This is a genomic window from Promicromonospora thailandica, from assembly GCF_024171955.1.
Lineage (GTDB): Bacteria > Actinomycetota > Actinomycetes > Actinomycetales > Cellulomonadaceae > Promicromonospora > Promicromonospora thailandica.
Window position 1 is genome coordinate 70,972 of the sequence record NZ_JAMTCS010000010.1, and the last position, 25,890, is coordinate 96,861.

General features: G+C 71.8%; 22 protein-coding genes. 12 read left to right on the forward strand and 10 right to left on the reverse strand.

Features of this window, described 5'->3' with window-relative positions; all coding sequences use genetic code 11:
- Positions 1-62: 62 nt before the first annotated feature.
- The gene (locus tag APR03_RS16480; protein WP_253837326.1) at positions 63-1,895 is read right to left on the reverse strand and encodes an AMP-dependent synthetase/ligase; all 1,833 of its coding nucleotides are present in this window, start codon (positions 1,893-1,895) and stop codon (positions 63-65) included.
- A gap of 164 nt (positions 1,896-2,059) precedes the next feature.
- Here APR03_RS16480 and APR03_RS16485 point away from each other — a divergent pair, with 164 nt between their 5' ends.
- Positions 2,060-3,004 (forward strand): ROK family glucokinase, encoded by a 945-nt coding sequence (locus APR03_RS16485; protein ID WP_253837328.1) that lies wholly within the window; start codon positions 2,060-2,062, stop codon positions 3,002-3,004.
- Positions 3,005-3,086: 82 nt separating this feature from the next.
- On the opposite strand, the gene APR03_RS16490 is transcribed toward APR03_RS16485, so the two are convergent.
- Positions 3,087-3,803 (reverse strand): hypothetical protein, encoded by a 717-nt coding sequence (locus APR03_RS16490; RefSeq protein ID WP_253837330.1) that lies wholly within the window; start codon positions 3,801-3,803, stop codon positions 3,087-3,089.
- A gap of 55 nt (positions 3,804-3,858) precedes the next feature.
- Between APR03_RS16490 and APR03_RS16495 the strand changes: the two genes are divergently transcribed.
- Positions 3,859-4,626: a lysophospholipid acyltransferase family protein gene (locus tag APR03_RS16495; protein WP_253837332.1), complete on the forward strand. Its 768-nt coding sequence runs from the start codon at positions 3,859-3,861 to the stop codon at positions 4,624-4,626.
- A gap of 85 nt (positions 4,627-4,711) precedes the next feature.
- Here APR03_RS16495 and APR03_RS16500 read toward each other — a convergent pair whose 3' ends face one another.
- Positions 4,712-5,734, reverse strand: a complete 1,023-nt coding sequence (locus APR03_RS16500; RefSeq protein ID WP_253837334.1) for a LacI family DNA-binding transcriptional regulator — start codon at positions 5,732-5,734, stop codon at positions 4,712-4,714.
- A gap of 222 nt (positions 5,735-5,956) precedes the next feature.
- Here APR03_RS16500 and APR03_RS16505 point away from each other — a divergent pair, with 222 nt between their 5' ends.
- The 6 genes from APR03_RS16505 (at position 5,957) to APR03_RS16530 (ending at position 13,559) form a co-directional block, all read left to right on the forward strand.
- Positions 5,957-7,234 carry an extracellular solute-binding protein gene (locus tag APR03_RS16505; protein ID WP_253837336.1) on the forward strand — a complete coding sequence of 426 codons (1,278 nt, stop codon included), beginning with the start codon at positions 5,957-5,959 and terminating at the stop codon, positions 7,232-7,234.
- Between the two features lie 2 nt (positions 7,235-7,236).
- Positions 7,237-8,127: a carbohydrate ABC transporter permease gene (locus APR03_RS16510; RefSeq protein ID WP_253837338.1), complete on the forward strand. Its 891-nt coding sequence runs from the start codon at positions 7,237-7,239 to the stop codon at positions 8,125-8,127.
- A complete protein-coding gene (locus APR03_RS16515) occupies positions 8,127-8,969 on the forward strand; it encodes a carbohydrate ABC transporter permease (RefSeq protein ID WP_253837339.1) in 843 nt (280 codons plus the stop codon). The genes APR03_RS16510 and APR03_RS16515 overlap by 1 nt, the downstream gene beginning before the upstream one ends.
- 26 nt (positions 8,970-8,995) lie before the next feature.
- Positions 8,996-10,183, forward strand: a complete 1,188-nt coding sequence (locus APR03_RS16520) for a glycoside hydrolase family 1 protein (protein ID WP_253837340.1) — start codon at positions 8,996-8,998, stop codon at positions 10,181-10,183.
- An 82-nt stretch (positions 10,184-10,265) separates the two neighbouring features.
- Positions 10,266-11,843, forward strand: coding sequence for a glucoamylase family protein (locus tag APR03_RS16525; protein ID WP_253837341.1), 1,578 nt, complete (start codon positions 10,266-10,268; stop codon positions 11,841-11,843).
- Positions 11,844-11,930: 87 nt separating this feature from the next.
- Positions 11,931-13,559, forward strand: a complete 1,629-nt coding sequence (locus APR03_RS16530) for an alpha-amylase family glycosyl hydrolase (protein WP_253837342.1) — start codon at positions 11,931-11,933, stop codon at positions 13,557-13,559.
- A gap of 21 nt (positions 13,560-13,580) precedes the next feature.
- On the opposite strand, the gene APR03_RS16535 is transcribed toward APR03_RS16530, so the two are convergent.
- Entirely contained in the window at positions 13,581-14,516 is a 936-nt protein-coding gene (locus tag APR03_RS16535; protein WP_253837343.1) for an AraC family transcriptional regulator, read from the reverse strand.
- A gap of 98 nt (positions 14,517-14,614) precedes the next feature.
- On the opposite strand from APR03_RS16535, the gene APR03_RS25295 reads away from it, so the two are divergent.
- From APR03_RS25295 to APR03_RS16555, 4 genes are all read left to right on the forward strand, one after another.
- The gene (locus APR03_RS25295; protein ID WP_253837344.1) at positions 14,615-15,727 is read left to right on the forward strand and encodes an acyl-CoA dehydrogenase family protein; all 1,113 of its coding nucleotides are present in this window, start codon (positions 14,615-14,617) and stop codon (positions 15,725-15,727) included.
- 43 nt (positions 15,728-15,770) lie between these two features.
- Positions 15,771-16,601: a phosphoribosylaminoimidazolesuccinocarboxamide synthase gene (locus APR03_RS16545; protein WP_253837345.1), complete on the forward strand. Its 831-nt coding sequence runs from the start codon at positions 15,771-15,773 to the stop codon at positions 16,599-16,601.
- 89 nt (positions 16,602-16,690) lie between these two features.
- The gene (locus APR03_RS16550; protein WP_372494911.1) at positions 16,691-18,529 is read left to right on the forward strand and encodes a DEDD exonuclease domain-containing protein; all 1,839 of its coding nucleotides are present in this window, start codon (positions 16,691-16,693) and stop codon (positions 18,527-18,529) included.
- Positions 18,523-18,804 carry an Lrp/AsnC family transcriptional regulator gene (locus tag APR03_RS16555; protein WP_253837347.1) on the forward strand — a complete coding sequence of 94 codons (282 nt, stop codon included), beginning with the start codon at positions 18,523-18,525 and terminating at the stop codon, positions 18,802-18,804. The genes APR03_RS16550 and APR03_RS16555 overlap by 7 nt, the downstream gene beginning before the upstream one ends.
- A gap of 28 nt (positions 18,805-18,832) precedes the next feature.
- On the opposite strand, the gene qcrB (APR03_RS16560) is transcribed toward APR03_RS16555, so the two are convergent.
- From qcrB (APR03_RS16560) to ctaE, 6 genes are all read right to left on the reverse strand, one after another.
- Positions 18,833-20,527, reverse strand: a complete 1,695-nt coding sequence (qcrB, locus tag APR03_RS16560) for a cytochrome bc1 complex cytochrome b subunit (RefSeq protein WP_253837349.1) — start codon at positions 20,525-20,527, stop codon at positions 18,833-18,835.
- A 177-nt stretch (positions 20,528-20,704) separates the two neighbouring features.
- A complete protein-coding gene (locus APR03_RS16565; RefSeq protein ID WP_253837351.1) occupies positions 20,705-21,334 on the reverse strand; it encodes a superoxide dismutase in 630 nt (209 codons plus the stop codon).
- A 165-nt stretch (positions 21,335-21,499) separates the two neighbouring features.
- Positions 21,500-23,218, reverse strand: a complete 1,719-nt coding sequence (gene qcrB / locus APR03_RS16570; protein ID WP_253837353.1) for a cytochrome bc1 complex cytochrome b subunit — start codon at positions 23,216-23,218, stop codon at positions 21,500-21,502.
- Positions 23,215-24,285, reverse strand: coding sequence for a cytochrome bc1 complex Rieske iron-sulfur subunit (gene qcrA / locus APR03_RS16575; protein ID WP_253837354.1), 1,071 nt, complete (start codon positions 24,283-24,285; stop codon positions 23,215-23,217). Before qcrA ends, qcrB (APR03_RS16570) begins: the two co-directional genes overlap by 4 nt.
- Entirely contained in the window at positions 24,282-25,061 is a 780-nt protein-coding gene (qcrC, locus tag APR03_RS16580; RefSeq protein WP_253837356.1) for a cytochrome bc1 complex diheme cytochrome c subunit, read from the reverse strand. The genes qcrA and qcrC overlap by 4 nt, the downstream gene beginning before the upstream one ends.
- A gap of 57 nt (positions 25,062-25,118) precedes the next feature.
- Positions 25,119-25,772 (reverse strand): aa3-type cytochrome oxidase subunit III, encoded by a 654-nt coding sequence (gene ctaE / locus APR03_RS16585; protein ID WP_253837358.1) that lies wholly within the window; start codon positions 25,770-25,772, stop codon positions 25,119-25,121.
- Positions 25,773-25,890: the final 118 nt, after the last annotated feature.

The window sequence follows — 25,890 nt, forward strand, 5'->3', positions numbered from 1 at the left end:
GTTGTCCCGAGATCGGTCCATCGATGGACCGATCTCGGGGCAACCGACCGACCTCGCAGGGCTCAGCCGATCAGGTGGAGCGACTCCTTGTTCTTGTCCGCGTACAGGCGCTCGACGTCGGCCTCGAAGTCCTTGAGGAAGACCGCACGCTTCACGCTCTGCTTCGGTGTGAGGTAGCCGTTCTCGATGGTCAGGTCGCCCGGCAGCACCGTGTACTTGCGGATCGACTCGGCCTTGGAGACCGCCTTGTTGGCGCGCTGCACGGCCTGGTCGAGCGCGGCGAGCACGTCCGGGTCCTTGCGGGCCTCCTCGACGGTGAGCGCGGGCTTGCCGTGCATCTTGAGCCAGCCGGGCAGCCCCTCGGCGTCGAGCGTGATGAGCGCGCCGATGAACGGCCTGTTGTCGCCCACCACCACGCACTGGCTCACCAGCGCGTGGGCCCGGATCCGGTCCTCGAGGTTGGACGGCGCCACGTTCTTGCCGCCGGCCGTGACGATGATCTCCTTCTTGCGACCGGTGATCGTGAGGAAGCCGTCGTCGTCCAGGACGCCGAGGTCGCCGGTGCGGAACCAGCCGTCCTCGGTGAACGCCTCCGCCGTGGCGGCCTCGTTCTTGTGGTACGCCCGGAAGATGTGGTGGCCCTTGAGCAGGATCTCGGAGTCCTCGGCGATCTTGACGCTGCAGCCCGGCAGCTGCAGGCCGACGGAGCCGATCCTCGTCGACGCGGGCCGGTTCACGCTCGTGGGGGCGGTGGACTCGGTGAGACCGTAGCCCTCCAGCACCTTGAGGCCGAGGCCCCGGTAGAAGTGGCCGAGGCGCTCGCCCAGCGGGCCGCCGCCGGAGACCGCGAAGTCGGCGCGGCCGCCGAGCCGGGCCCGCAGCTTGGAGAACACGAGCGCGCTCGCGACGGCGTGCTGCAGCCGCAGGCCCAGGCCCGGGCCGGACGGCGTGTCGAGGGCCCGCGACCAGGCGATGCCCGTGGCCGTGGCCCAGTGGAAGATCTTCGCCTTGCCGCCGGCCGCCGCCGTCTGCTCGGCCGTGTTGTAGACCTTCTCGAAGACGCGCGGCACCGCGAGGATGAAGGTGGGGCGGAACTGGCCCAGCGCGTCGACCAGCGTGGTCGTGTCGCCCCAGTGGCCCGTGACCACGCCGCCCGCGACCCCGAGCACGTGGATGAACCGCGCGAACACGTGCGCCATCGGGATGAACAGGAGGGTGCGCCCGTCCTGCTTGGAGAACACCTCCGGCACGGCCTCGACGGCGTTCACGGCGAGCGACGCGAAGTTGCGGTGCGTCAGCTCGGCGCCCTTCGGGCGCCCCGTCGTCCCCGAGGTGTAGATGATCGTGGCGACGTCGTCGAGGTTCGCCAGGCTCCGTCGCCGGGCGATCTCCTCGTCGGTCACCGCGGTCCCCTCGCCCGCGACCGCGTCGAGCGCGCCGTCGTCGATGACGAGCACGTCCGTGAGCAACGGCACGGTGTCGCGCACCTCCGCGACGGTGGCGGCGTTGGCGGCCGTCTCCGCGAAGAGGAGCTTCACCTCGGCGTCCGAGGTGATCCACTCGACCTGCTCGGCCGAGGAGGTCTCGTAGACCGGTACGGGGACCGCCCCGGCGGCCCAGACCGCGAAGTCCAGCACCGCCCACTCGTACCGCGTGCGCGACATGATGCCGACGCGGTCGCCGGGCTCGATCCCGCGGGCCACCAGGCCCTTCGCCACAGCGACCACCTGGGCGTCGAACTGGCCGGCCGTGACGACCCGCCAGGGCTCGTCCTTGCCGGCGGGTACCTCCATCATCGGCTTGTCGGCACCCTTGCCGACCCGATCCGCGAGCACGTCGTTGAGGTTGGAGGTGGGGGGCAGCTCGATGAGGACCGGGCTGTTGATCTCGTCCATTCTGACTCCAGTGGCAGTACTGACCGTGCCTGCAAAGATACCGGGAAACGGACGCCGCGTGGAGCACCGCCGGCGGTCGCTACCCTGGGTGTGCGCACCCGACAGGTGCAACCCCCTTTCCGACGGCCCGCGGGCCGTCGTGCAACGAGAGAACGTGAGGACGCATGCACGCCATCGGGGTCGACATCGGCGGCACGAAGATCGCTGTGGGAGTCGTCGACGAGGAGGGCAACATCCTCGCCCAGGTACGCCGGGAGACCGACGCCGACGACGTCGCGAACATCGACGAGGCGATCGCGGACGCCTGCAACGAGCTCGTCAAGGAGCACGAGGTGAGCGCCATCGGGCTCGCCGCGGCCGGCTTCGTCAGCCCGGACCGCACCTCCGTGAACTTCGCCCCCAACATCGCCTGGCGTGAGTACCCGCTGGCCGCGAAGGTCGGCGCGCTGGTCGACGCCGACGTCCCGATCGTCGTGGAGAACGACGCCAACGCCGCCGGCTGGGCCGAGTTCCGGTTCGGCGCGGGCCGGGACGCCACCGACATGCTGATGCTGACGGTCGGCACGGGCCTGGGCGGCGCGGTGATCTCCGAGCGCGACCTCGTGCGCGGCAAGTGGGGCATGGCCGCCGAGGTCGGGCACATGCGGGTGGTGCCGGAGGGGCACTACTGCGGGTGCGGCCACGAGGGCTGCTGGGAGCAGTACGCCTCGGGCAGCGCCCTGGAGCGCGACGCCCAGCACGCCGCCGTCGCGCGCGTGGACCAGGCCGCGCGGCTGCTGGAGCTGGCGGGCGGCGACGCGGCCGAGATCCGCGGCCGCATGGTGACCGAGGCGGCGCAGGAGGGCGACCCGCTCGCCGTCGAGCTGCTCGCCACGCTCGGCCGCTGGATCGGCGAGGGCTCCGCGTCGGTCGCGGCCCTGCTGGACCCCGAGCTCATCGTGATCGGCGGCGGGGTGGGGGCGGCGGGCGACCTGCTGCTCGGCCCCGTGCGCCGCGGCTTCGAGGCGCAGCTCTCCGCGATGGGCCACCGGCCCGTCGCCCAGATCGAGCTCGCCGAGCACGGCAACGAGGCGGGCATCGTGGGCGCGGCGGACCTGGCCCGGCGCTGACCCGCTCGCCCCGGACGTGTCAGACGCTCGGCCCACCCGGGTGAGCCGAGCGTCTGACAGGTGCGGCAGCGGACGCAGGAGGTCAGACGACCGCGCCCGGACCGTCGTCGTCGGGGTCGCGCTGGTGCGGCATGCGCCAGATCAGCACGCCCAGGCCGGCCACGAACAGACCGATGCCGATCTGACCGACCAGCGGCGGGATCTCCAGCGCGGGGATCGCCGCCGCCAGGATCATCCCGATCACCGCGAGCACGGGCACGCCCACGACGAAGCTCCACGCCATCGTCAGCAGCGGGTCGCGGGACAGCAGCGGGGGCGGCTCCGGCGGGGTGAAGTGGCTCTCGGCCTCCTCGAGCGCCTCGGCCTCGGGCGACAGCGGCCAGTCGCGCGGACCGCTGCCCGACGGTCGCGGGCGCGCCGCGGCGTCCGGCTCGGACGTGGCACCCGCGACCGTCCAGTCGCCGGCCGCCCAGCCGCCCTCGGACCAGCCGCCCACCCGGCGGCCGCCCGCGCCGCCGCCCGCACCGCCGGTCTCGTCATCCGGCCGCGAAGTCTGAGAGGATTCGGCGGTCTTGCCCGGGCCGTCGGCATCGCCGTCGCCCTCGTCCGCGCCGTCGGCACCCTCGGGGCCGCCGGTGCGGGAGGCGTCGCGTCCGGCGTCGTCGGCCCGGGATCCGTCGAGGTCGCCGAGCGTGGCGACGATGTCTGCCCAGCGCGAGGCCACGTCGTCGTCGCCCAGTTCCCGGGGGGTGTCGCCGGGTACGTCGTCGTCGCGGTCGTCGGTGTTCGATGCGGCCATGCGCACACTCTATTGTCGGACGCGGGCCCGCGGGGCCGGGTCGTGAGGAGGAATCTTGTTCTACTGGGTGATGAGGAACCTGCTGGTCGGCCCGTGGCTGCGCCTCGCCTACCAGCCGTGGGTCGTGGGGGCCCGGAACGTGCCGCGCACAGGCCCCGCGATCATGGCCAGCAACCACCTCGCGGTGATCGACTCGTTCATCCTGCCGCTCGTGGTCCCGCGCCGCGTGACGTTCCTCGGCAAGTCCGACTACTTCACGGGCAAGGGCCTCAAGGGCCGGGTCGTCGCCTGGTTCATGACCGGGATCGGCGTCATCCCCGTGGACCGCTCCGGCGGCGCCGCGAGCGAGGCCGCGCTGCGCACCGGTCTGCGGGTGCTGAGCGAGGGCAAGCTGTTCGGCATCTACCCGGAGGGCACCCGCAGCCCCGACGGCCGCCTCTACAAGGCCAAGACCGGCGTGGCCCGGATGGCGCTGGAGTCCGGCGCGCCGGTGATCCCCGTCGCCATGGTCGACACGGACGTCGCGCAGCCGCCCGGCCGCGGCCTGCCCGCCTTCATGCCGCTCGGCGCCGTGATCGGCGAACCGCTCGACTTCAGCCGGTACAAGGGCATGGAGACCGACAAGTTCGTGCTGCGCGCCGTCGCCGACGAGATCGAGTACGCGATCCTCGCGCTCTCCGGCCAGGAGTACGTCGACGCCTACGCGGCCAGCGCCAAGGAGCGGATGGCGCGCGGCGAGGCCCCGCCCCCCACCGCCGAGGAGGGCCCGGGCGGCCTCCCCCTCCCGGAGGTCGACAAGCCGCGCCGCCCGACCCGCCGCTGAGGCCACCGAGTCCGCGTCGAGAACGACCTGCGGGACGCTCCCGAGGCCGAAAGCGTCCCGCAGGTCGTTCTCGAAGGGGTTTACCTCATCGAGGTACCGACGTCGCCCGCGGCGGCGCCGTCGAAGCCCGCTGCACCAGGCTCGTCGCGAGCTCCGTGCGCAGGGTGTGGCCGCTCGCGGTGCGGGCGCGGTGCACCAGGTCGACGGCGGTGGCGCCCATCTCCGCCAGCGGCTGGCGCACCGTGGTGAGCGCGGGGTCGATCCAGGGCGCGATCGGCAGGTCGTCGAAGCCGACCAGCGAGACGTCGCGCGGCACGGACAGGCCCGCCTCGCGCAGCGCGCGCAGCGCCCCGAGCGCGGTGTCGTCGCTGCTCGCGAAGATCGCCGTGGGCGGGTCGTCGAGGGCCATGAGCCGCTGCGCCCCCTCGTACCCCGACGTGACACCGTACGAACCCACGTAGACGAGGTCGTCGTCGGTGGTCAGGCCCGCCCGGATCATGGCCGCGCGGTAGCCCGCGAGGCGGGCGATGGCGTTGTCCTGCTCCAGCGCACCCGTGATCGTCGCGATGCGGGTGTGGCCGAGGGACAGCAGGTGCCCCGTGGCCTCCAGCCCACCCTGGAAGTTGGTGGCACCCACACTGAGCATGCCCTCGGGCGGCCGCTGCCGCGGGTCGACGACGACGAGCGGCGTGCCGGTGGTCGCCAGCGCGCGCCTGGCCTCGGCGTCGGGCACCGCGACGATGCTGACCAGGCCGTCGGTGCCGCGCTCGAGCGCGTGCCGCACCCAGGCGCTGCAGTCGTCGGGGTCGGGCTCGACGGCCAGCACGACGTCGAGGCCGAGCCGCCGCGCGCCCGCGACGGCGCCACGGACCACCGCCTCCGACCAGGTGCCCTCGAAGTCGACGATCCGCACGTCGATCATCCCGGTGGGCTTGGCGGCCGGCGGCCGCACCTCGTAGCCATGCCGCTCCAGCACCTCGGTCACGCGGGTGCGGGTCCGTTCCGACACGTCGGGGCGGGTGTTGAGGACCTTCGAGACCGTCGGCACCGAGACGCCGGCCTCTGCCGCCACCACGGCGAGCGGTGTGCGGGGCTGGTCGGCTGCCATGGGTCCTCCGGCGTCGTCGGCGATGCGTTTCCGAAATCCGGATCGTAGCCGACGAACGGACCGACCCCGTAATTGCCTGAGGCGACCGGCCGTAGCCGAGCGCCGGGCCCGTTGACAACGCCGCAGAGCCCGCCTAACCTCCCGGGGTCTTTCCGAGATTCACCTTCGAAATTTCGGGAACTGATCCTCGCGGATCACCAGCGGATCAACAAAGGAGTGATCGTGAACAGGACACCTCGCCTCGTCGCGGCGGCGACGGCGTCGACCCTCACGCTGGCCCTCGCCCTCACCGGGTGCGGCCGCAGCGACGAGGCCGGCACCACGGACGAAGGATCCACCGGCATCACCGACGGGCCCGCGACGGGCACCATCGAGGTCTGGGCCATGGGCACCGAGGGCGAGCTGCTGCCCGAGCTCGCCGAGCAGTTCGAGGCCGACAACCCCGAGGCGACCGTGAACGTCACCCCCGTGCCGTGGGAGTCGTCCACCGAGAAGATCAACACCGCCATCGCCACCGGCGAGGTGCCCGACGTCATGCAGGTCGGCACCACCCTGATGAGCGGCTTCGTCGGGCTGGATGGGCTCGCTCCCACCCCCGAGGCCATCGACCCCGACGCGTTCTTCCCGGGCGCGTGGGACACCACCGTCGTCGACGGCACCTCCTACGGCGTGCCCTGGTACGTCGAGTCGCGCGTGCTGTACTACCGCACCGACCTCGCGCAGGAGGCGGGCGTCGAGGCGCCGCAGACCTGGGCCGACCTCACCGAGTTCGCCGCCGGCCTGCAGGACGCCGGGGCCGACGAGGGCATCGCGCTGCAGACCCGCGGCAACTCCACCGCCCTCATGTACCTGCCGTTCTACTGGCAGGCGGGCGGCGAGATCATGGACGACGCCGGGGAGTTCACCCTCGACAACGACGCCCAGGTCAAGGCCCTGGAGTACTACTCGTCGTTCATGCGCGACGGCCTCGCGCCCCCTGTCCTGGTCGAGGACGAGAAGGTGCAGAACTTCGTCGACGGCAGGCTCGGCTCGTTCGTCTCGGGCCCCTGGGAGCGTGCGAACCTGCTGACCACGGCGGGTGACGACTTCGCCGGTAAGTTCGGCGTCGTGCCGCTGCCGTCGGACGAGACCACCGCGTCGTTCATCGGCGGCTCGAACCTCGCCGTGCTCGCGGACGCCGCGAACCCGGACGCCGCGTGGAAGTTCGTCCAGTTCGCCACCGACCCCGCCACGCAGGTGGACTGGTTCGGGATCTCCAGCGACCTGCCCGCCGTCGAGGCCTCGTGGGAGGACCCCGCCCTGGCCGACGACGACGCCGTCGCCGTCTACGAGGACGTGCTGACCACCGCACGCTCCACCCCGGCGATCCCGACCTGGGCCGAGATCGAGCACGAGCTCGACCTGATCATCGAGCAGGTCATCGCCGGCGACCTGACCCCGCAGGACGCGGCCACGCAGATGCAGGACGCCGCGACCTCGATCGGGACGGGTCTGGACTGACCGTGGCCGTCTCCGCACGCCGCCGCCGCACCGGCATCGCCGCCTGGGGCTTCGCGCTGCCGTTCACCGTGCTGTTCGCGGTCTTCATGCTGGTCCCCGTCGCGTCCTCCCTGTACATGGCGTTCACCGACATGCGCGGGCGGGACCTGCGGAGCCCGTGGGCCGTCAACTTCGTGGGGTTCGACAACTTCGCCGAGGCCCTCGCGGACCCGAAGTTCCAGCAGGCCGCCGGCAACACGCTCTACTTCGTCGGGGTGGCCATGCCGCTCACCCTCGCGATCGCGCTGCTGCTGGCGGTGCTGCTGAACTCGGGGCTGGCGTGGTTCCGGTCGGTCTTCCGCGTGGGGTTCTACGCCCCCGTGGTGACGTCGATCGTCGCGGTGGCGGTCGTGTGGCGGTTCCTGCTGCAGCCCGACTTCGGTCTGGTGAACTCCGCGCTCGGCGTGGTCGGGATCGACGGGCCGCGGTGGCTCACCGACGAGGTGTGGGCCATGCCGTCCCTCATCGTCATGGCGACGTGGCGCAACGTCGGCTACTCGATGGTGATCCTGCTGGCGGGCCTCCAGGGCATCCCGCGCGACGTGTACGAGGCGTCCGCCATCGACGGCGCTGGTCCCGTGCGTCAGTTCTGGTCCGTCACGGTCCCGCTGCTGCGGCCGACGCTGCTGTTCTGCGCCGTCATCACCGGCATCGGGTACCTGCAGTTCTTCGAGGAGCCGTTCGTGATGACGCAGGGCGGGCCCCTGGGCGCCACCAACTCGGTGGCGTACGAGATCTTCAACCAGTTCGGCTTCGGCAACTACGGCCTGTCGGCGGCGATGAGCTACATCCTGTTCGTCGCGATCGTGATCCTGTCGTACCTGCAGTTCCGCCTGCTCCGGACGGAGAAGTGATGGCCACCGCTACCCGGTCCCGGCCGCTGGCGCCCCGCGCCCTGCTGCTCAACGTCGCCCTGCTGGTCGGCCTCGTCGCCTCCGTCGGGCCGCTGGTCTGGATGGTCGTGTCCTCGGTCAAGCCCGAGGGCGAGATCCGGCAGTTCCCGCCCACGCTGATCCCCGACGAGGTCACGTGGTCCAACTACACCGAGCTGTTCGCGCAGCTGAGCTTCCCGCGGTACTTCCTCAACTCCGTGGTCGTGGCGCTGGCCGTCACCGTCGGGTCGGTCCTGTTCAGCGCGATGGTCGGCTACGCGCTGGCCAAGCTGGACTTCCCTGGCAAGCGCACGCTGTTCGCGCTCGTGATGGGCACGCTCATGGTGCCCGGCATGGTCACGTTCGTGCCGCTGTTCGTGCTGGTGGCCAACCTGGACCTCATCAACACGTACGCGGCGCTGATCCTGCCGTTCCTCGCGGCCCCGTTCGGGGTGTTCCTCATGCGGCAGTTCATGCTCGACGTGCCGGACGAGCTGCTCGACGCCGCCCGCGTCGACGGTGCCGGTGAGTTCCGCACCTTCTTCCGCATCGTGCTGCCGCAGGCCCGGCCCGCCCTGGCGACGCTCGGCATCCTGACCTTCCTCGGGTCCTGGAACAACTTCCTGTGGCCGCTGGTCGCCGTGCAGTCCGCCGACAAGTACACCCTGCCCGTGGCCCTGGCCCTGTACTCGACCGGCCAGAACACCGTGCAGTACGGCCTGCTGGTGGCGGGCGCCACCGTCATCGTGCTGCCCATCCTCGTCGTCTTCCTCGTCCTGCAGCGCCACATCGTGCAGGGCATCTCGACCACCGGCCTCAAGTAGCCGTCCCCGTTCCAAGGAGCTCGTCCGTGACCGAAGAGACCACGCTGCCCACCGCCCCCGGCTTCCTCTGGGGCGCCTCGACCGCCGCGCACCAGATCGAGGGCGGCAACGTCAACAGCGACTGGTGGGCCAAGGAGCACGTGGCGGGGTCGCTGTGCGCGGAGAGCTCGGGCGACGCCGTCGACAGCTACCACCGCTACCCCGAGGACATCCGCCTGCTCGCGGACGCGGGCCTGAACGCCTACCGCTTCTCGGTCGAGTGGGCACGCATCGAGCCCGCCGAGGGCGAGATCTCGCGGGCCCAGCTCGCGCACTACCGGCGCATGATCGACGCCTGCCTCGCGGCGGGCGTGACCCCCGTGGTGACGCTGCTGCACTTCACGCTGCCGCGGTGGTTCGCGGAGCGCGGCGGCTGGTTCGCGCCCGACGCGATCGACGCGTACGCGCGCTACGTCGAGGCGGTCACGCCGATCCTGGCCGACGTGCGGCACGTGGTCACCATCAACGAGCCCAACATCACCTCGATGATGCTCGGCGCCAGCCGGCGCACCAACCTCGACGCCGCGGGGCTCGCCGCCCCGGACGAGGCGGCGTCCGAGATCCAGGCGACGGCGCACCGGCGTGCCGTCGAGATCCTGCACGGGCTGGGGCACGTGCGCGCCGGCTGGACCATCGCCAACCAGGTGTTCCAGGCGGCGCACGGCGCGCAGGAGGCCCGCGACGCCTACGCCTACCCGCGGGAGGACTTCTTCCTCGAGGTGGCCCGCGGCGACGACTTCGTCGGCGTCCAGAGCTACCTGCGCACGATCATCGGGGCGGACGGCGAGCCCGTGCCCTTCGGCGACGACGTCGAGAAGACGCTGACCGGGTGGGAGTACTACCCGCAGGCGCTCGGCGAGGCGCTGGAGTACACCCACCGCATCACCGGCGGCGTGCCCATGATCGTCACCGAGAACGGCATCGCCACCGCCGACGACAGCCGGCGCATCGACTACACGCGTGGCGCCCTGGAGGGCATGGCGCGGGCGATGGCCGCCGGCTCCCGCGTCGAGGGCTACCTGCACTGGTCGCTGCTCGACAACTACGAGTGGATGAGCGGTTTCGCCCCGACGTTCGGGCTGGTCGCCGTCGACCGCACCACGTTCGAGCGCACCCCCAAGCCGAGTCTCGGGTGGCTCGGCACGGTCGCCCGCACGGGCGAGCTGCCCGGCTGAGGCCGCACGAGCCCCTGTACGAACCGACCTGCACGAACCGACCTGTACGAAACCGGCTACGACGACGTAGAGGAGACGCACGATGGGACACCTGGGAAGACATCCGAGAGCGCGCCGGAGCGCCGTGGCGGCCGCCGCCGTCGCCGCGCTGGCGCTGACGCCGCTGCCCGCGAGCGCCACCGGACAGGAGGCAGCCGGGCAGGAGGCCCCGGGAGCGGCCTCCGCGGGCCAGGACCGGCGGCAGCTGCGCACCTGGGCCGCGGACACGTGGCGGTCGTTCGACGCCCTGGTGGTCGAGGAGACGGGTCTGCCCGACGACAACATCGGGGGCGACCTCGACCCGGGCAGCCGCGGCGGGTACACGTCGCCGACCAACATCGGCGCGTACCTGTGGAGCACCGTGGTGGCGCGTGACCTGGGCCTGATCGGGGCGCGCGAGGCGCACCGCCGTCTGGCGACGACCCTGGGCACGGTGGCGGGGCTGGAGCACCACGAGCCCAGCGGCATGTTCTACAACTGGTACGACCCGGCCACGGGCGACAAGCTCCTGGAGTTCCCCACGAGCGGCGACCCGGTCAAGCCGTTCCTGTCGAGCGTGGACAACGGGTGGCTGGCCACGGGCCTGCTGCTGGCGAGCCGCGCGGACCCGGCGCTGGCCGACGAGGCGGACGCCGTCCGCGAGCGGATGGACTTCGGCTGCTTCTACGACCCGGCGCAGAACCAGATCCGGGGCGGCTTCTGGGACGAGGACCCGCAGGAGACGGCGCCCGTGCCGGGCGACTACTGCGCGATGGGTGCCGACGTCTGGTACACGGGTCACCACTACGGGGCGTTCAACACCGAGCCGCGCATCGCGTCCTACCTGGGCATCGCGGCGGGGCAGATCCCGGCGGAGCACTACTTCGGCACGTACCGCACGTTCCCGGACTCGTGCGACTGGGACTGGACCGAGACACGCCCCACGGGGCACTGGGCCGAGTACCTGGGCGTGCCGGTGTTCGAGGGCGCCCTGCCCTACCGCGGCACGCGCGTGGTGCCGACGTGGGGCGGCAGCATGTTCGAGGCGCTCATGGTGCCGCTGTTCGTGCCCGAGGAACGGTGGGGCCCGCGGTCCTGGGGCCGCAACCACCCGCTGTACGTGCGCGGGCAGATCGAGCACGGCCTGCACGAGGCGGGCTACGGGTACTGGGGCTTCTCGCCGTCGAACGACCCGGCGGGCGGGTACCGCGAGTACGGCGTGGACCAGCTGGGGCTGGACGGGCCGGGCTACACCTCGGACCAGGAGCGCACGACGGTGGACCAGCCGTACGAGGGCTGCCGCGAGGGCTCGCCCGCGCCCACGGAGTACGGCGACGGCGTCGTGACGCCGCACGCCTCGTTCCTCGCGCTGCGCTACGCGCACGGTGACGCCATGGCGAACCTGCGGAACATCGCCGCGGACTTCGACGCCTACGGCCCGGGCGGCTTCTACGACGCCGTCGCGGTGCGCAGCGGCCAGGTGTCGCAGCGCTACCTGGCCCTGGACCAGGGCATGATCATGGCCGCGCTGGGCAACGAGCTGGCCGGGGACGCCGTCCGCCGCTACGTCTCGCGCGGTGCCCTGGAGCGCGAGGTGCGCCCGCTGATGCGCATGGAGGAGTTCGCGGTGGGCCGCGACTGACCCCCACCCCCCGCGCGTGTCGGACGCTCAGGCCACCATGGTGACCTGAGCGTCCGACACGTCCGTACCTGACGAAGGAGCAGTCCGTTGACCGTCGATCTCGCCTCCCGCCTGGGACGCACCGTGCTCTACCAGATCTACCCGCAGTCGTTCGCGGACGCGAACGGCGACGGGATCGGCGACCTCGCGGGGATCGCCGGGCGCCTCGACTACCTCGCGTGGCTCGGGGTGGACGCGATCTGGCTCAGCCCGTGCTTCGTCTCACCCTTCGCCGACGCCGGGTACGACGTCGCGGACTTCCTCACCGTGGCCCCGCGCTACGGCACCAACGAGGACATGGCACGGCTGACGGAGGAGGCCGGCCGGCGCGGCATCAGCGTGCTGCTCGACCTCGTGGCCGGGCACACCTCCGACCAGCACCCGTGGTTCCGCGCGTCCGCCGACGACCCGGAGGACCACCGGTTCGTGTGGAGCGACGTGCCCGCCGAGGGGTTCCAGCCCGGTCCCGGCACGCGGGGCGGGTACTACAGGCCCAACTTCTTCCCCGTGCAGCCCGCGCTGAACTACGGGTACGCCCGCCTGGACCCCGCCGAGCCGTGGCGCCAGCCGGTGGACGCCCCCGGGCCGCTCGCCAACCGCGCCGCGCTGCGGGAGATCATGGCGCACTGGTTCGGCCTCGGCGTGGCCGGGTTCCGGGTGGACATGGCGTCGTCGCTCGTCAAGGACGACCCCGGCCACGTGGAGACCGGGAAGCTGTGGCGCGAGATGCGCGCCTGGCTGGACCGCGAGTGGCCCGGCCGCGTGATCGTCAGCGAGTGGGGCGACCCGAGGGTCTCGGTGCCGGCGGGGTTCCACGCGGACTTCTTCCTCCAGTTCGGCGGGGACGACAACGGCCTGCCGCTGCGCTCGCTGTGGAACAACGGCGCGGGCGTCGTGGACCCGGCCTGGGGCGACGTGCCCGCGTGGGCGGCCGCGGAGGCGCGCGGCGACGCCCTGACGTTCGTGCGGGCCTGGCAGGCGGCCGCGGACGCCATCGCCGCCGACGGGCGGGGCGGCGTGGTGGGCCTGCCGACCTCGAACCACGACTTCACGCGCCTCGTGGCCGGCCCGCGCGACGCCGAGCAGGCGCGCGTGGCCCACGTGCTGACCATGACGTGGCCCGCCATGCCGTCGGTGTACTACGGCGACGAGATCGGGATGCGCTACGTGCCGGGCACGCCCACGCTGGAGGGATCGCGGCTCGGCCCGGCGTACGACCGCTCCGGGTCGCGCACCCCGATGCAGTGGGGCGACCTGCCCGCCGGCCCGTACGGCCCCGGGACGCCCGCGACGTCGACCTACCTGCCGCAGGACCCCGACCCGGACCGGCCGACCGTCGCGGCCCAGGTGGACGACGAGGGATCGCTGCTGCACCTGGTCCGGGACCTGATCGCGCTGCGGCACGGCGACTCCCGCCTCGACGTCGGCGCCCCCGTCGAGGTGCTCGCCACCGGGTACCCGCTGGCATACCTGCGGGGCGGCACGCTCGCCGTCGTGCTCAACCCGGGCGGCGTGGAGGTGCGGCTCCCCCTGGCGGGCGCCGCCGCGGCGCGGACGGTGCTCGCGCGCGGTCTGGACGTGGAGCCGGGCGACGGCGGGACGGGCGACGGCACGAGCGACGTCGTCCGCCTGGCCGGGCACGGGTACGCGGTGCTCGACCTGGCCGCCGCCGGCTGACCTGCAGACGGCGTGGGCCGGTCAGCCCTCCGCGCGGACGCCGCCGGCGCTGCCCGCCGAGACACCCATCGCCGGTCGCGGCATCCGGCGGAAGCTGCCCGGCGGCATGCCGTGCGCACGCCGGAAGGCGGCCGAGAAGGCGAACTCGGTCGAGTAGCCGACCTGGCGGGCGATCGTCGCGAGCGGCGCGTCGGTCTCGCGCAGCAGCCCGGCCGCCCGCTCCAGGCGCCACTGGGTGACGTAGCGCATGGGCGGCCGGCCGACGAGCGCGGCGAAGCGCCGCGCGAACGACGTGCGCGGCAGTCCCGCGACCCGGCTGAGGCGCTCCACGGTCCACGGCTCCGCGGGGTTCTCGTGGATCTGCCGCAGGGCGGTCGCGATGGCCGGGTCGTCGGTCAGCGCGCCGGCGCCCGGCTCGTGCTCGTCGCGCCACTGCCGCAGCACGTGGACGAGCACCAGGTCCAGGAGGGCCGGCACCGTCGCGTCGTCGCCCTCCGGGCTCGCCGACACCTCGGCGCGCAGCAGGTCGGTCAGCGCCCGCAGCCGCGGGCCGCGCTCGGGGTCGGGAGACACGACGACGAGGTCGGGCAGCGTCCGCAGGTAGTGCGGGGCACGGCCGGGGCCGAGGTGGTAGGACCCGCACAGGAACTCGAAGCTCGCGGGACCCGGCTCCGGCCGGTGCGGGCCGAGCTCCACCATCGGCAGGTCGCGCAGCCTGGCCGGGACGGACGAGAGCCCGTGCGGGGCACCCGCCGACGTGAGCACCACGTCGCCCGGCCGGAGCTCGACCGGGTCGCCCTGCTCGGTGACCAGCCAGCACGTGCCCGCCAGGACGACGTGGAAGCCGCTGCCCTCGAAGGCGGGGAACCGTACGCCGCGCGAGCCGGTCTGCCGCACCAGCCGCGCCCCCGGCCGGCCCACTCGGACGGAACGGATCACCTCACCCACCAGGTCCATACCGTGGATGCTAACCCCGGGGTCTCGGGGCACGGTCGCGTATGGACCCGCGCGGCTCGCGCATGGTCCGTGGGTCCGCCGGTTGCTGGACTCGTGCGGTGAGCAACGACATCGCCGACCGCACCACCCCGACCGACCAGGCCGCGCTCCTCGACATCCTGCGGGCGCAGGCCGGGACGACCGAGCACGACGAACGACCGACCCCCGACACGCTGGCGGCCCTGCGCGCGCTCGGCACCCTCGCGCTGCGCACGCCACGAGCCCACGGCGGCGCGGAGGCGGACGCGACCACGGTGGCGCGCCGGCTGACCGAGGTGGGGCGGGCGTGCCCGACGTCGTCCTGGGTGGCCGGCACCTGCCTGACCGCCAAGAACATCGCCGCGTACTCCTTCCCGCAGGCCACGGTCGCGGAGGTGTTCGCCGACCCGGACGCGCTGTTCTGCGGGTCCGGGTTCCCGGGCGGCCACGGCGAGCGGGTGCCCGGGGGCGTGCGCGTCACCGGGAGCTGGCCGAGCGTCTCGGGGTGCGAGGACGCCGTCTGGGCCACCCTGGGCGTGCTGGTCGACGGCGTGCTGACCTTCGTCGTCGTACCGCTCGACGACCTGACGGTGGAGCGGACCTGGCACATGGCGGGCATGCGCGGCACCGGCAGCCACACCGTCGTCGCGCAGGACCTCTTCGTGCGCGACGACCACACCGCCGGAAAGGCGCCGTTCGGCCCCGCCGACCGGCTCCTGTACGCGATCGCGGTGCTCGCCCCGGTGGTGGGTGCGGCGCAGGGCGCGCTCGACGCGACGACCGAGATGTTCGCCTCGGGCCGCAAGCCGTACATGTCCGCGTACACGCGGATGGGCGACTCCCCCGAGGCGCGGCACTGGCTCGCCGAGGCGGCGAACCTGGTGCACCGCGCCGAGACCACGATGCTCGCCGTCGCCGCCCGGGCGGACGCCGCGGCGGCTCCTGCCGGGCCGGACCCCCTGGACGGCCCCGACGGGCACCACCAGCGCCTGGCCCTCGCGGACGCCGCCCGCGACTGCCGGGCGGCCCTGGAGCTCGTGCTCGACCTGAACGGGACGAGCGGGTTCCGCACCTCGAACCGGCTCCAGCGCCTCTGGCGGGACGTCGCCGTGGGCAGCCGGCACCCGCTGCTCAACCCCTACCTCGCCACGGAGAACCTGGGCGGGTCGCTGGTGCCGCCGCCCGCGCCGTAGACGGGTCGGCCCGGAGCGCCGGCCGGAGGTTAGCCTTGGCCCCGTGGAACTGATCCGGAAGGGCAAGGTTCGCGAGGTCTACGCGGACGGCGACGATGTGATCCTGGTGGCCTCCGACCGCGTGTCGGTCTACGACGTCGTGCTGCCGACGGCGGTACCCGACAAGGGTGCGATCCTGACCCAGCTCTCGTTGTGGTGGTTCCGGCAGTTCGCCGACCTGGTGCCCAACCACGTGATCAGCGAGGACGTGCCGGCCGAGTGGGCGGGCCGCGCCATCCGCTGCAAGCGGCTGGAGATCGTGCCGGTCGAGTGCATCGCGCGCGGCTACCTCACGGGCGGCGGGCTGGAGAGCTACCGGGCCACGGGCACGGTCTCGGGCGTGGCCTTCCCGCCCGGGCTCGTGGAGGCCTCCCGCCTGCCCGAGCCCGTCTTCACGCCGTCGACCAAGGCGGAGGAGGGGCACGACGAGTACATCTCCGTCGAGGAGATCGCGCGCGACCTCGGCGAGGAGACGACGAACCGCCTGCGGGACCTCACGCTGGCGATCTACGGGCGCGGCGCCGAGATCGCCCGCGAGCGCGGCGTGATCATCGCGGACACCAAGGTCGAGTTCGGGCTCGACGCCGACGGCGTGCTGACGCTCGCCGACGAGGTGCTCACGCCCGACTCCTCGCGGTTCTGGAAGGCGAGCGAGTACGAGCCGGGCCGCGCGCAGTGGTCGTACGACAAGCAGTTCGTGCGGGACTGGTCGGCGACGCTGACGGACTGGGACCGCACCTACCCCGGCCCGGAGGTCCCGGCCGACGTCGTGGCCGAGACCCGCGCCCGCTACGTGGAGATCTACGAGCAGCTCACGGGCGAGCGCTGGGTCTGACCGTCCCGGGTGGCCCGCCCGTCCCCGGGGCGGGCGGGCCGCGGCGCGGCTCGAACAAGCGTGTCAGTGTCTCCGGATAGCCTCTGCCCGTGAGCACCACCACATCCGCGTACCAGGCCACCTTCGAGGAGCTCGGCACGCCGCTGCGGGACGTCACCTTCGTCGTGGTCGACCTGGAGACGACGGGCACGAGCGCCAAGGAGGGCGGCATCACCGAGATCGGCGCCGTCAAGGTGCGCGGCGGTGAGGTGCTGGGCGAGTTCCAGTCGCTGGTGAACCCGGGGCAGCCGGTCCCGGCGTTCGTGGCGCGCCTGACGGGCATCACCAACGCGATGGTAGCCACCGCCCCCGACATCGCCCTGGTGCTGCCGAGCTTCCTGGAGTTCGCGCGCAACACGGTGCTGGTGGCGCACAACGCGCCGTTCGACGTCGGCTTCCTCAAGGAGATGTGCTCCCGGCTGGACTACCCGTGGCCGGGTTTCACCGTCGTGGACACCGTGCCGCTGGCGCGGCGCCTGGTCACGCGGGACGAGGCGCCGAACCACAAGCTGTCGACGCTCGCCAACCTGTTCCACGCCACCGTCTCCCCCGACCACCGCGCCCTCGCGGACGCCCGCGCGACGGTCGACGTGCTGCACGCCCTCTTCGACCGCCTCGCGCCGATGGGCGTGACGCACCTGGAGGACCTGGCCACGGCGGCGGACCCGGTGCCGCCGGAGGTGCGCCGCAAGCGGCACCTCGCCGACGACCTGCCGGACGCACCCGGCGTCTACCTGTTCCGCGGTCCGGGCGACGAGGTGCTGTACGTGGGTACGTCGGTCAACATCCGCAAGCGCGTGCGCTCGTACTTCACCGCGGCCGAGAAGCGGAAGCGGATCACCGAGATGGTGCGCATCGCCGAGCGGGTCACGCCGGTCGCGTGCGCCACCCCGCTCGAGGCGCAGGTGCGCGAGCTGCGCCTCATCACCGAGCACGCGCCGCGCTACAACCGGCGCTCCAAGTTCCCCGAGCGGCACTCGTGGGTGCGCCTCACCGACGAGGCGTACCCGCGGCTGTCGGTCGTCGGCGCGGTCGTGGCCGGTGCGGCCCACATCGGCCCCTTCGGGTCCCGCAGGACCGCGCAGGAGGCGGTGCACGCCCTCCACGACGCCCTGAACCTGCGCCAGTGCACCGCCCGCATCCCGCTCGTCTCCAGGACGCCGGGCAGCCCGTGCGCCCTGGCCGGCATGGGCCGCTGCTCGGCGCCGTGCGTGGCCACCGAGGCGCCCGACACCGCCTACGCCGAGGTGGCCGACGCCGCCCGCCGTGCGCTCACGGGCGACCCCGAGCCGGTGGTGCGTGCGCTGTCCGACCGGATCGCGGCGCTCGCCCACCAGGAGCGGTACGAGGAGGCGGGCGAGGTGACGAGGCGGCTGCGCGCCTTCGTCTCGGGCGCGCACCGCGCGCAGCGGCTGGACCCGCTCGCCCGCTGCGCCGAGCTCGTGGCGGCGCGGCCGTCCGGCATCGGCGACGCCCCGGGCAGGCCGGGCGGCTGGGAGATCGTGGTCGTCCGGCACGGCCGGCTCGCGGCCACCGACGTCTCCGCGCCGGGTGCCGACCCGCTCCCCCTGGTGTCGGCGCTGCGGACGACGGCAGAGCACGTGGAGCCGCCCGTCGCGCCCGCGCCGGCCGCGCACCCCGAGGAGACGGACCTGCTGCTGGCGTGGCTCGACTCCCCCGGCGTGCGGCTCGTGCACGTCAGCGACGAGTGGGCGTGCCCGGTGCGCGCGGCGGGCGCGCACGCCGACCTCGCGTGGGCCTCGGACCGTGTGCGCACCGAGATCGGGACGGAGGCCGGGCAGGACGTCGCGCTTCCGTACACCGCGACCCCGGCTCCCCTCCCGGGTGCCGGGAACGCGCGGCGCGTGGATACGATGACGGCATGCTGACCGCGATCGTCCTCATCGACGCCGAGACGTCCCGCATCCCCGAGGTCGCGCAGGAGGTCGCGAACATCGACGGTGTGAGCGAGGTCTTCTCCGTGACGGGCAAGACCGACCTCGTCGCGATCGTCCGCGTGCCCGAGCACGAGCAGCTCTCGGGCGTCGTCTCCGACCGCGTGAACAAGGTCGCCGGGGTGCAGAACACCGAGACGCTCATCGCGTTCCGCGCGTACTCCAAGGCGGACCTGGAGCAGGCGTTCGCCCTGGGGCTCGACGACTGAGCTCCGCGACGGCCGTCGCGCCCGAGGCCTACGCCCGCTCCTGCGGCGGGCGCTCCGTCCCAGCGCCGACGGCCGCCGCGGGGCGCTCGACCTGGGCGTGCCGGCCGTGCGCGTGCGCGGCGTGCGCGGCCTCGAGCTCGGCGGGCGTGACGGGCTCCACGCGGTCCTCGTAGAAGAACCGCGACAGACGCTGCCACCGCCGCTCGGACCGGTAGCCCGCACGCCGCACGCCCCGCGAGTCCGTGAGCGGTGCGATCTCCAGCGGGGCGGGCGACTCGTAGCTGACCCGCAGCCACCGCTCCTGCTCGTCCAACGGCGTGTGCACCTCGACGTACTCCCCGTTGGCGAACCGCACGATGCGCCCCGACTCGTGGCCGTGCAGCACCAGCTCGCGGTCCTTGCGCTGGAGCCCGAGGCACACGCGTTTGGTCACCCAGAACGCGAGCACCGGGCCGACGATCAGGAGCACGCGCAGCACCCAGGTGATCGCGAAGATCGACAGCGAGAAGTGGGTGGCGATCAGGTCGTTGGTCGCGGCGAGGGCGCAGACCATGAACGCGACGAACAGCGCGACGCCCATGGCGGTCCGCACGGGACGGTTGCGCGGGCGGTCCAGCACGTGGTGCTCGCCCCGGTCTCCCGTCACGCGGGCCTCGACGAACGGCCACGCGAACAGCAGGGTGAAGAGGATGCCCGGCACCACGACGGCCGGGATCAGCAGGTTCATGCTCAGCGTGTACCCGCCGATCACCCACTCCCAGCCCGGCCCCGGCATGAGCCGCAGCGCGCCGTCGACGAACAGGATGTACCAGTCCGGCTGGGTGCCCGCGGAGACCGGGGACGGGTCGTACGGGCCGTAGTTCCAGACGTTGTTGATCGCCATGGTGGCGCCCATCAGCGTCAGCACGCCCGCGATGATGAAGAAGTTGCCCGTCATCTTGGCCACGTAGACCGGCAGCGCCGGGTACCCGACGACGTTCCTGTCGGTGCGGCCGCCGCCCGGGTACTGGGTGTGCTTCTGCAGCACCATGAGGAACAGGTGCAGCGCGATGAGCGCGATCAGCAGACCTGGGATGACGAAGATGTGCAGCGTGAACAGGCGCGGGATGATGTGCTCGCCCGGGAACTCGCCGCCGAACACGAGGAACGACAGGTACGAGCCGATCAGCGGGATCGACTTCACGACGCCGTCGATGATGCGCAGGCCGTTGCCCGACAGCACGTCGTCCGGGAGCGAGTAGCCCGAGAAGCCCGCGGCCAGGGCCAGCACCAGCATGAGGGCGCCGACCAGCCAGTTCACCTCGCGCGGCTTGCGGAACGCGCCCGTGAAGAAGATCCGGAACATGTGCAGCACGATCGAGCCCACGAAGATCAGCGCCGCCCAGTGGTGGATCTGGCGCATGAGCAGACCGCCGCGCACCTCGAAGGACATCTCGACGGTGGACCGGAACGCCGCCGACATGAGCTGCCCCTGCATGGCGGCAGGGTGCTCGCCCTCGAACCGGACCAGCGCCATCGACGGCTCGAAGAACATCGTCAGGAAGAAGCCCGAGGCGATCAGGACGACGAACGAGAACAGCGCGATCTCGCCGAGCATGAACGACCAGTGGTCCGGGAAGACCTTGCGCGCGAGCTGGTTGACCAGCGCTCCGATGCTGGTGCGCTGGTCCAGGTAGTCGGCCGCCTTGCCGACCCGCGTCGTCGGACGCTGCTGCTGTGCCACGTCATCACCCCTGGGGTAGGAGACACGTGCCTGCCCATCGATGTCTCCAGTAGACACCCGGGCGGCCGCGCCTTCCACCCCGACGACGAAACCCGACGCCCGGCGCGTGACACGACAGTTCCGGCGGGCCGCCCGGGGACGAGGTCCCCGGGCGGCCCGCCGGATCAGGTCAGGAGGTCACGCCGAGGCGACGACCAGGCCCGCCGTCTGGGTCTTGGCCCGCGCCAGGCGCTCGGACACGTTCTCCCACGACACCAGGTTCCACCAGGCCTTGATGTAGTCCGGGCGGACGTTCAGGTAGTCGATGTAGTAGGCGTGCTCCCAGCAGTCCAGCATGAGGACCGGCGTGAGCGCGAAGGGGATGTTGCCCTGCTGGTCGAAGAGCTGCACCACGACCAGCTTCTGACCGACCGAGTCCCAGGCCAGGACGGCCCAGCCGGAACCCTGCACACCGGCGGCCACGGCGGTGAAGTGCGCCTTGAACTTCTCGAACGAGCCGAAGTGCTCGTCGATCGCCGCGGCGATGTCACCGGTGGGCTCGCCGCCGGCCTCGGGAGCCATGTTCGTCCAGAAGATCGAGTGGTTGATGTGCCCACCCAGGTTGAAGGCCAGGTCCTTCTCGATCTTGTTGACGCCTGCCAGGTTGCCCGTCTCGCGGGCCTCCTCGAGCTGCTCCAGGGCAGTGTTCGCGCCCTTGACGTACGTCGCGTGGTGCTTGGAGTGGTGCAGCTCCATGATCTTGCCCGAGATGTGGGGCTCGAGCGCGGCGTAGTCGTAGGTCAGGTCAGGGAGCGTGTAGACAGCCATTGCTGAGGTACCTCCAGGATCGGTCCGCGCGCCGGACGGCACGCGGGTCATGCCGCCGTCCTGGCCGTGCGCCGCTGTGGTGCCCGGCGGGACGGCAATGGCCCGTGTCCCCGGCCGCAGACGCGGACCGGGAGACACAGGCCATCGCTTGGTGTCGCAGGTCGCTCAGTGCTCCCGCGAGGTGGCGCCCGCACCGGCCTCGACGGCCTGGTGCCCGGACTCGCCGTCCTCGAGCTGGTCGTGCTCGCCGTGCGAGTGCGCGGCCTCCAGCTCGGCGGGCGTGACGGGCTCCACCCGGTCCTCGTAGAAGAACCGGGACAGGCGCTGCCAGCGCTTGTCGGACGAGTAGCCCTTGCGCTTCACACCACGGGCGTCCGTCTTCGGGGCGATCTCCAGCGGTGCCGGCGCCTCGTAGTTCACCCGCAGCCAGCGCTCCTGCTCGTCCAGCGGGGTGTGGACCTCGATGTACTCGCCGTTGGCGAACCGGACGATGCGGCCCGACTCGTGGCCGTGCAGCACCAGCTCGCGGTCCTTGCGCTGCAGCCCCAGGCAGATGCGCCGGGTGATGGCGTAGGCGAACACCGGCCCCACGAAGAACAGGATGCGGAACACCCACGTGATCGCGTTGATGGACAGGTGGAAGTGCGTCGCGATGAGGTCGTTCGACCCGGCCAGCGCCAGGATGATGAACGCCGTCAGGAACGCCACGCCCAGGCCGGTCCGGGCCGGCTTGTTGCGCGGGCGGTCCAGCACGTGGTGCTCGCGGTCGTCGCCGGTCACCTTGGCCTCGACGAACGGGTACACGAACAGGAACGTGAACAGGATGCCCGGCACGACCACGGCCGGGATCAGGATGTTCAGCGGCAGCGTGTACCCGAAGATGACCCACTCGGTGCCCTGGCCCGGCATGAGGCGCAGCGACCCCTCCAGGAACAGCATGTACCAGTCCGGCTGGGCGCCGGCGGACACCGGCGACGGGTCGAACGGCCCGTAGTTCCAGACGTTGTTGATCGACATCGTGGCACCCATGAGCGCCAGCACGCCGAACACCAGGAAGAAGTTGCCGGTCATCTTGGCCACGTACACCGGCAGCGCCGGGTAACCGACCACGTTCTTGTCGGTGCGGCCGCCGCCCGGGTACTGGGTGTGCTTCTGCAGCACCATGAGGAACAGGTGCAGCGCGATCAGGGCCAGCAGGATGCCCGGCACCACGAAGATGTGCAGCGTGAACAGGCGCGGCACGATGTGGTGGCCCGGGAACTCGCCGCCGAAGATCATGTACGACATGAACGAGCCGACCAGCGGGATCGACTTCACGACGCCGTCGGTGATGCGCAGGCCGTTGCCGGAGAGCACGTCGTCGGGCAGCGAGTAGCCGGTGAAGCCGGCGGCCAGGCCGAGGATCATCAGGAGCAGGCCGACGATCCAGTTGATCTCGCGCGGCTTGCGGAACGCGCCCGTGAAGAACACACGCATCATGTGCACCACGATCGAGGCCATGAAGATCAGGGCCGACCAGTGGTGGATCTGCCGCATGAGCAGGCCGCCGCGCACCTCGAACGACATGTCGAGGGTCGAGGCGAAGGCCACCGACATGAGCTCGCCGTGCATGCTCGCGGGGTGCTCGCCCTCGTAGCGCGTGAGCGCCATCGACGGCTCGAAGAACATCGTCAGGAAGAAGCCCGAGATGATGAGCACGACGAAGGAGAACAGGGCGATCTCGCCGAGCATGAAGGACCAGTGGTCCGGGAAGACCTTGCGCGCGAACTCCTTGACGGCCACGCCGATGGACGTGCGCTGGTCCAGGTAGTCGGCCGCCTTGCCGACCGTCGTCGTCGGCTTGGCCGGTGCCTCGCGCTGGGTGTCGTGGGTCGCGGTGCTCACTTCAGGCGCTCCCAGAAGCTCGGGCCGATGGGCTCGGCGAAGTCGTCCTGCGCCACGAGGTAGCCCTCGTCGTCGACCGTGATCGGCAGCTGCGGCAGCCGGCGGTTGGCCGGGCCGAAGACGACCTTCGCGCTGTCGGCGATGTCGAACGTCGACTGGTGGCACGGGCACAGGAGGTGGTGGGTCTGCTGCTCGTAGAGCGCCACCGGGCAGCCCACGTGCGTGCAGATCTTGGAGTAGGCGACGATGCCCTCGTGGGACCAGGTCTCACCCTCGGGCGACTGGTCGGTCCGGAGGTCCTCCGGGTTGAGGCGCACCATCAGCACGACGGCCTTGGACTTCTCCGTGATCCACTCGTGCGTCTCACGGAACTCCTCGGTGGTCTCGGGGACCACGTGGAACACCGAGCCGACGGTGACGTCGGCGGCCTTGATGGGGCGACCCGACGGGTCGATCGCGAGGCGCGTGCCCCGCTGCCACATCGTGTGCTTGAACTTGGAGATGTTCCAGTCGCCGCCCACGGAGCCGATCAGCGGCACCGCGATGGCGAGCGGGAACAGGGCGAGCGCGCCGAAGAACGCGCCCTTGAGCACGCCGCGGCGGCCGATGACACCCGAGTCCTCGAGGCCCTCGTTCATGTCGCGGATGGCGGTCTCGCGAGCCTCGCCCTGCGTCGCGAGCGTGTGCCGCTCCTGGACGAATTCGCGGTCGCCCATGAGCGTCTTGGCCCAGTGGATCCCGGCGACGCCGATGCCCAGCAGCGACAGCGCCAGGCCGAGGCCGATCAGCAGGGTCGACAGGCGCACGCCCGCCGTCGTGCCGTCCGGCGGCACCAGCACGTACGCGACGATCGAGCCGACGGTGCCCAGGATCGACAGGACGAACAGGAGGGTGACCGTCCGCTCGGCGCGCTTGGCGGCCTTCGGGTCGGTGTCGGTGAGCCGGTGCTTGTGCTCCGGCACGCCCGGGTCGGGGAACCGGTCGGCGTGCACCACGGCGTTGCCGGCCTCGGGGGCGACCGTCACCTCGTTCGAGGCGTCGGTCCGGGGGTTCTGGTTCTCGCTCACGAGGACTTCGCTCCGATCCACACTGCGGCGCCGATGAGCAGGCCGAGACCGATCGCGAAGGCCCACAGGCCCTCGGACACCGGGCCGAGGGAGCCCAGGGCGTTACCGCCCGCCGAGCCCTCGCGCTGCTCGACGAGGAAGGCGACGATGTCGCGCTTCTCGTCCGGCGTGATGTTGGCGTCGTTGAACACCGGCATCGACTGCGGGCCGGTGAGCATCGCCTGGTAGATGTTGCGCTCCGAGGTCTCCCACAGCGAGGGGGCGAACTTGCCCTCCGAGAGCGCGCCGCCGGCACCGACCGCGTTGTGGCACATGGCGCAGTTCGTGCGGAACAGTGCCATGCCGTTGGCGGCGTCGCCCTGGGCGGCGTCCACCTGGTCGTCCGTCGGGATGGCCGGCCCGGCGCCCAGCGAGGCGACGTACGCGGCCAGCGCTGCCGTGTCCTCGTCGCCGAACTGGCGCGGCTTGGCCTGTGCCTGGGGGCCGCTCATCTGCATCGGCATGCGGCCGGTCGACACCTGGAAGTCGACGGCTGCGGCGCCGACGCCCACCAGGGACGGCACGCCGTCGGTGCCCTCCGCGTTCGCGCCGTGGCACGTCGCGCAGTTGGCCTGGAACAGCTTCTTACCGGTCTCGATGTCCGCGGTGCTGACGGTCTCGGCATTGGCCGTGCTCGGAGCCAGGGCGGCATAGATGCCGCCCGTGGTCAGCAGCGCCAGCAGCAGGAGCACGACCGGCGCCAGCCGGTGGTGCCTGCGGGCGGCGAGTGCCTTCACGAAAATATCCTCGTCTCGCTGTGGTGATGGAGCTTCTCTGTCATGAACCTGTGTGGGTCAGCGCAGCAGGTAGATCACCGCGAACAGCGCGATCCACACCACGTCGACGAAGTGCCAGTAGTAGGACGTGACGATCGTCGTGGTGGCCTCGTGGTGACCGAAGCGCTTGGCGGCGAAGGAGCGGCCGAGCACGAAGAGGAAGGCGATCAGGCCGCCGGTGACGTGCAGACCGTGGAAGCCGGTGGTCATGTAGAAGACCGAGCCGTACGGGCTGGACGCGATGGTCAGCCCCTCGTGGACCAGCTCGGTGTACTCGAAGATCTGGCCACCGATGAAGAACGCCCCCATGAGGTACGTCAGCGTCAGCCACTCGTGCATGCCCCACTTCCAGAACTGGAAGATGTTGCCCGACCGCGACGGCTTGAACTCCTCGGCCTTGAAGACCGCCCACTGGCAGGTGAAGGACGAGAGCACCAGGACGATCGTGTTGATCGTCGAGAACGTGATGTTCAGCTTGTCCGCCTGGAGTGCCCACTCCTCGGCCGGCATGGTCTGCCGGACGGTGAAGTACATCGCGAAGAGCGCTGCGAAGAACATGAGCTCGCTCGCGAGCCAGACGATCGTCCCGACCGAGACCGGGTTCGGACGATTGACTGTCACGTGCTGGTGCGTGGGGGTGGCTGCAGCCGTTGCGGTCGACACGACAGCCATTATGGCCGACGTTCGGGTGTCCCGAACGCCGAACCGTCACAGACGCTCGCGTCGAATCTCACAAAGTCCTTTCAACGCCCTACCTGCGGCGTCTCTTGCTGACGCGAACTGGCAGAGT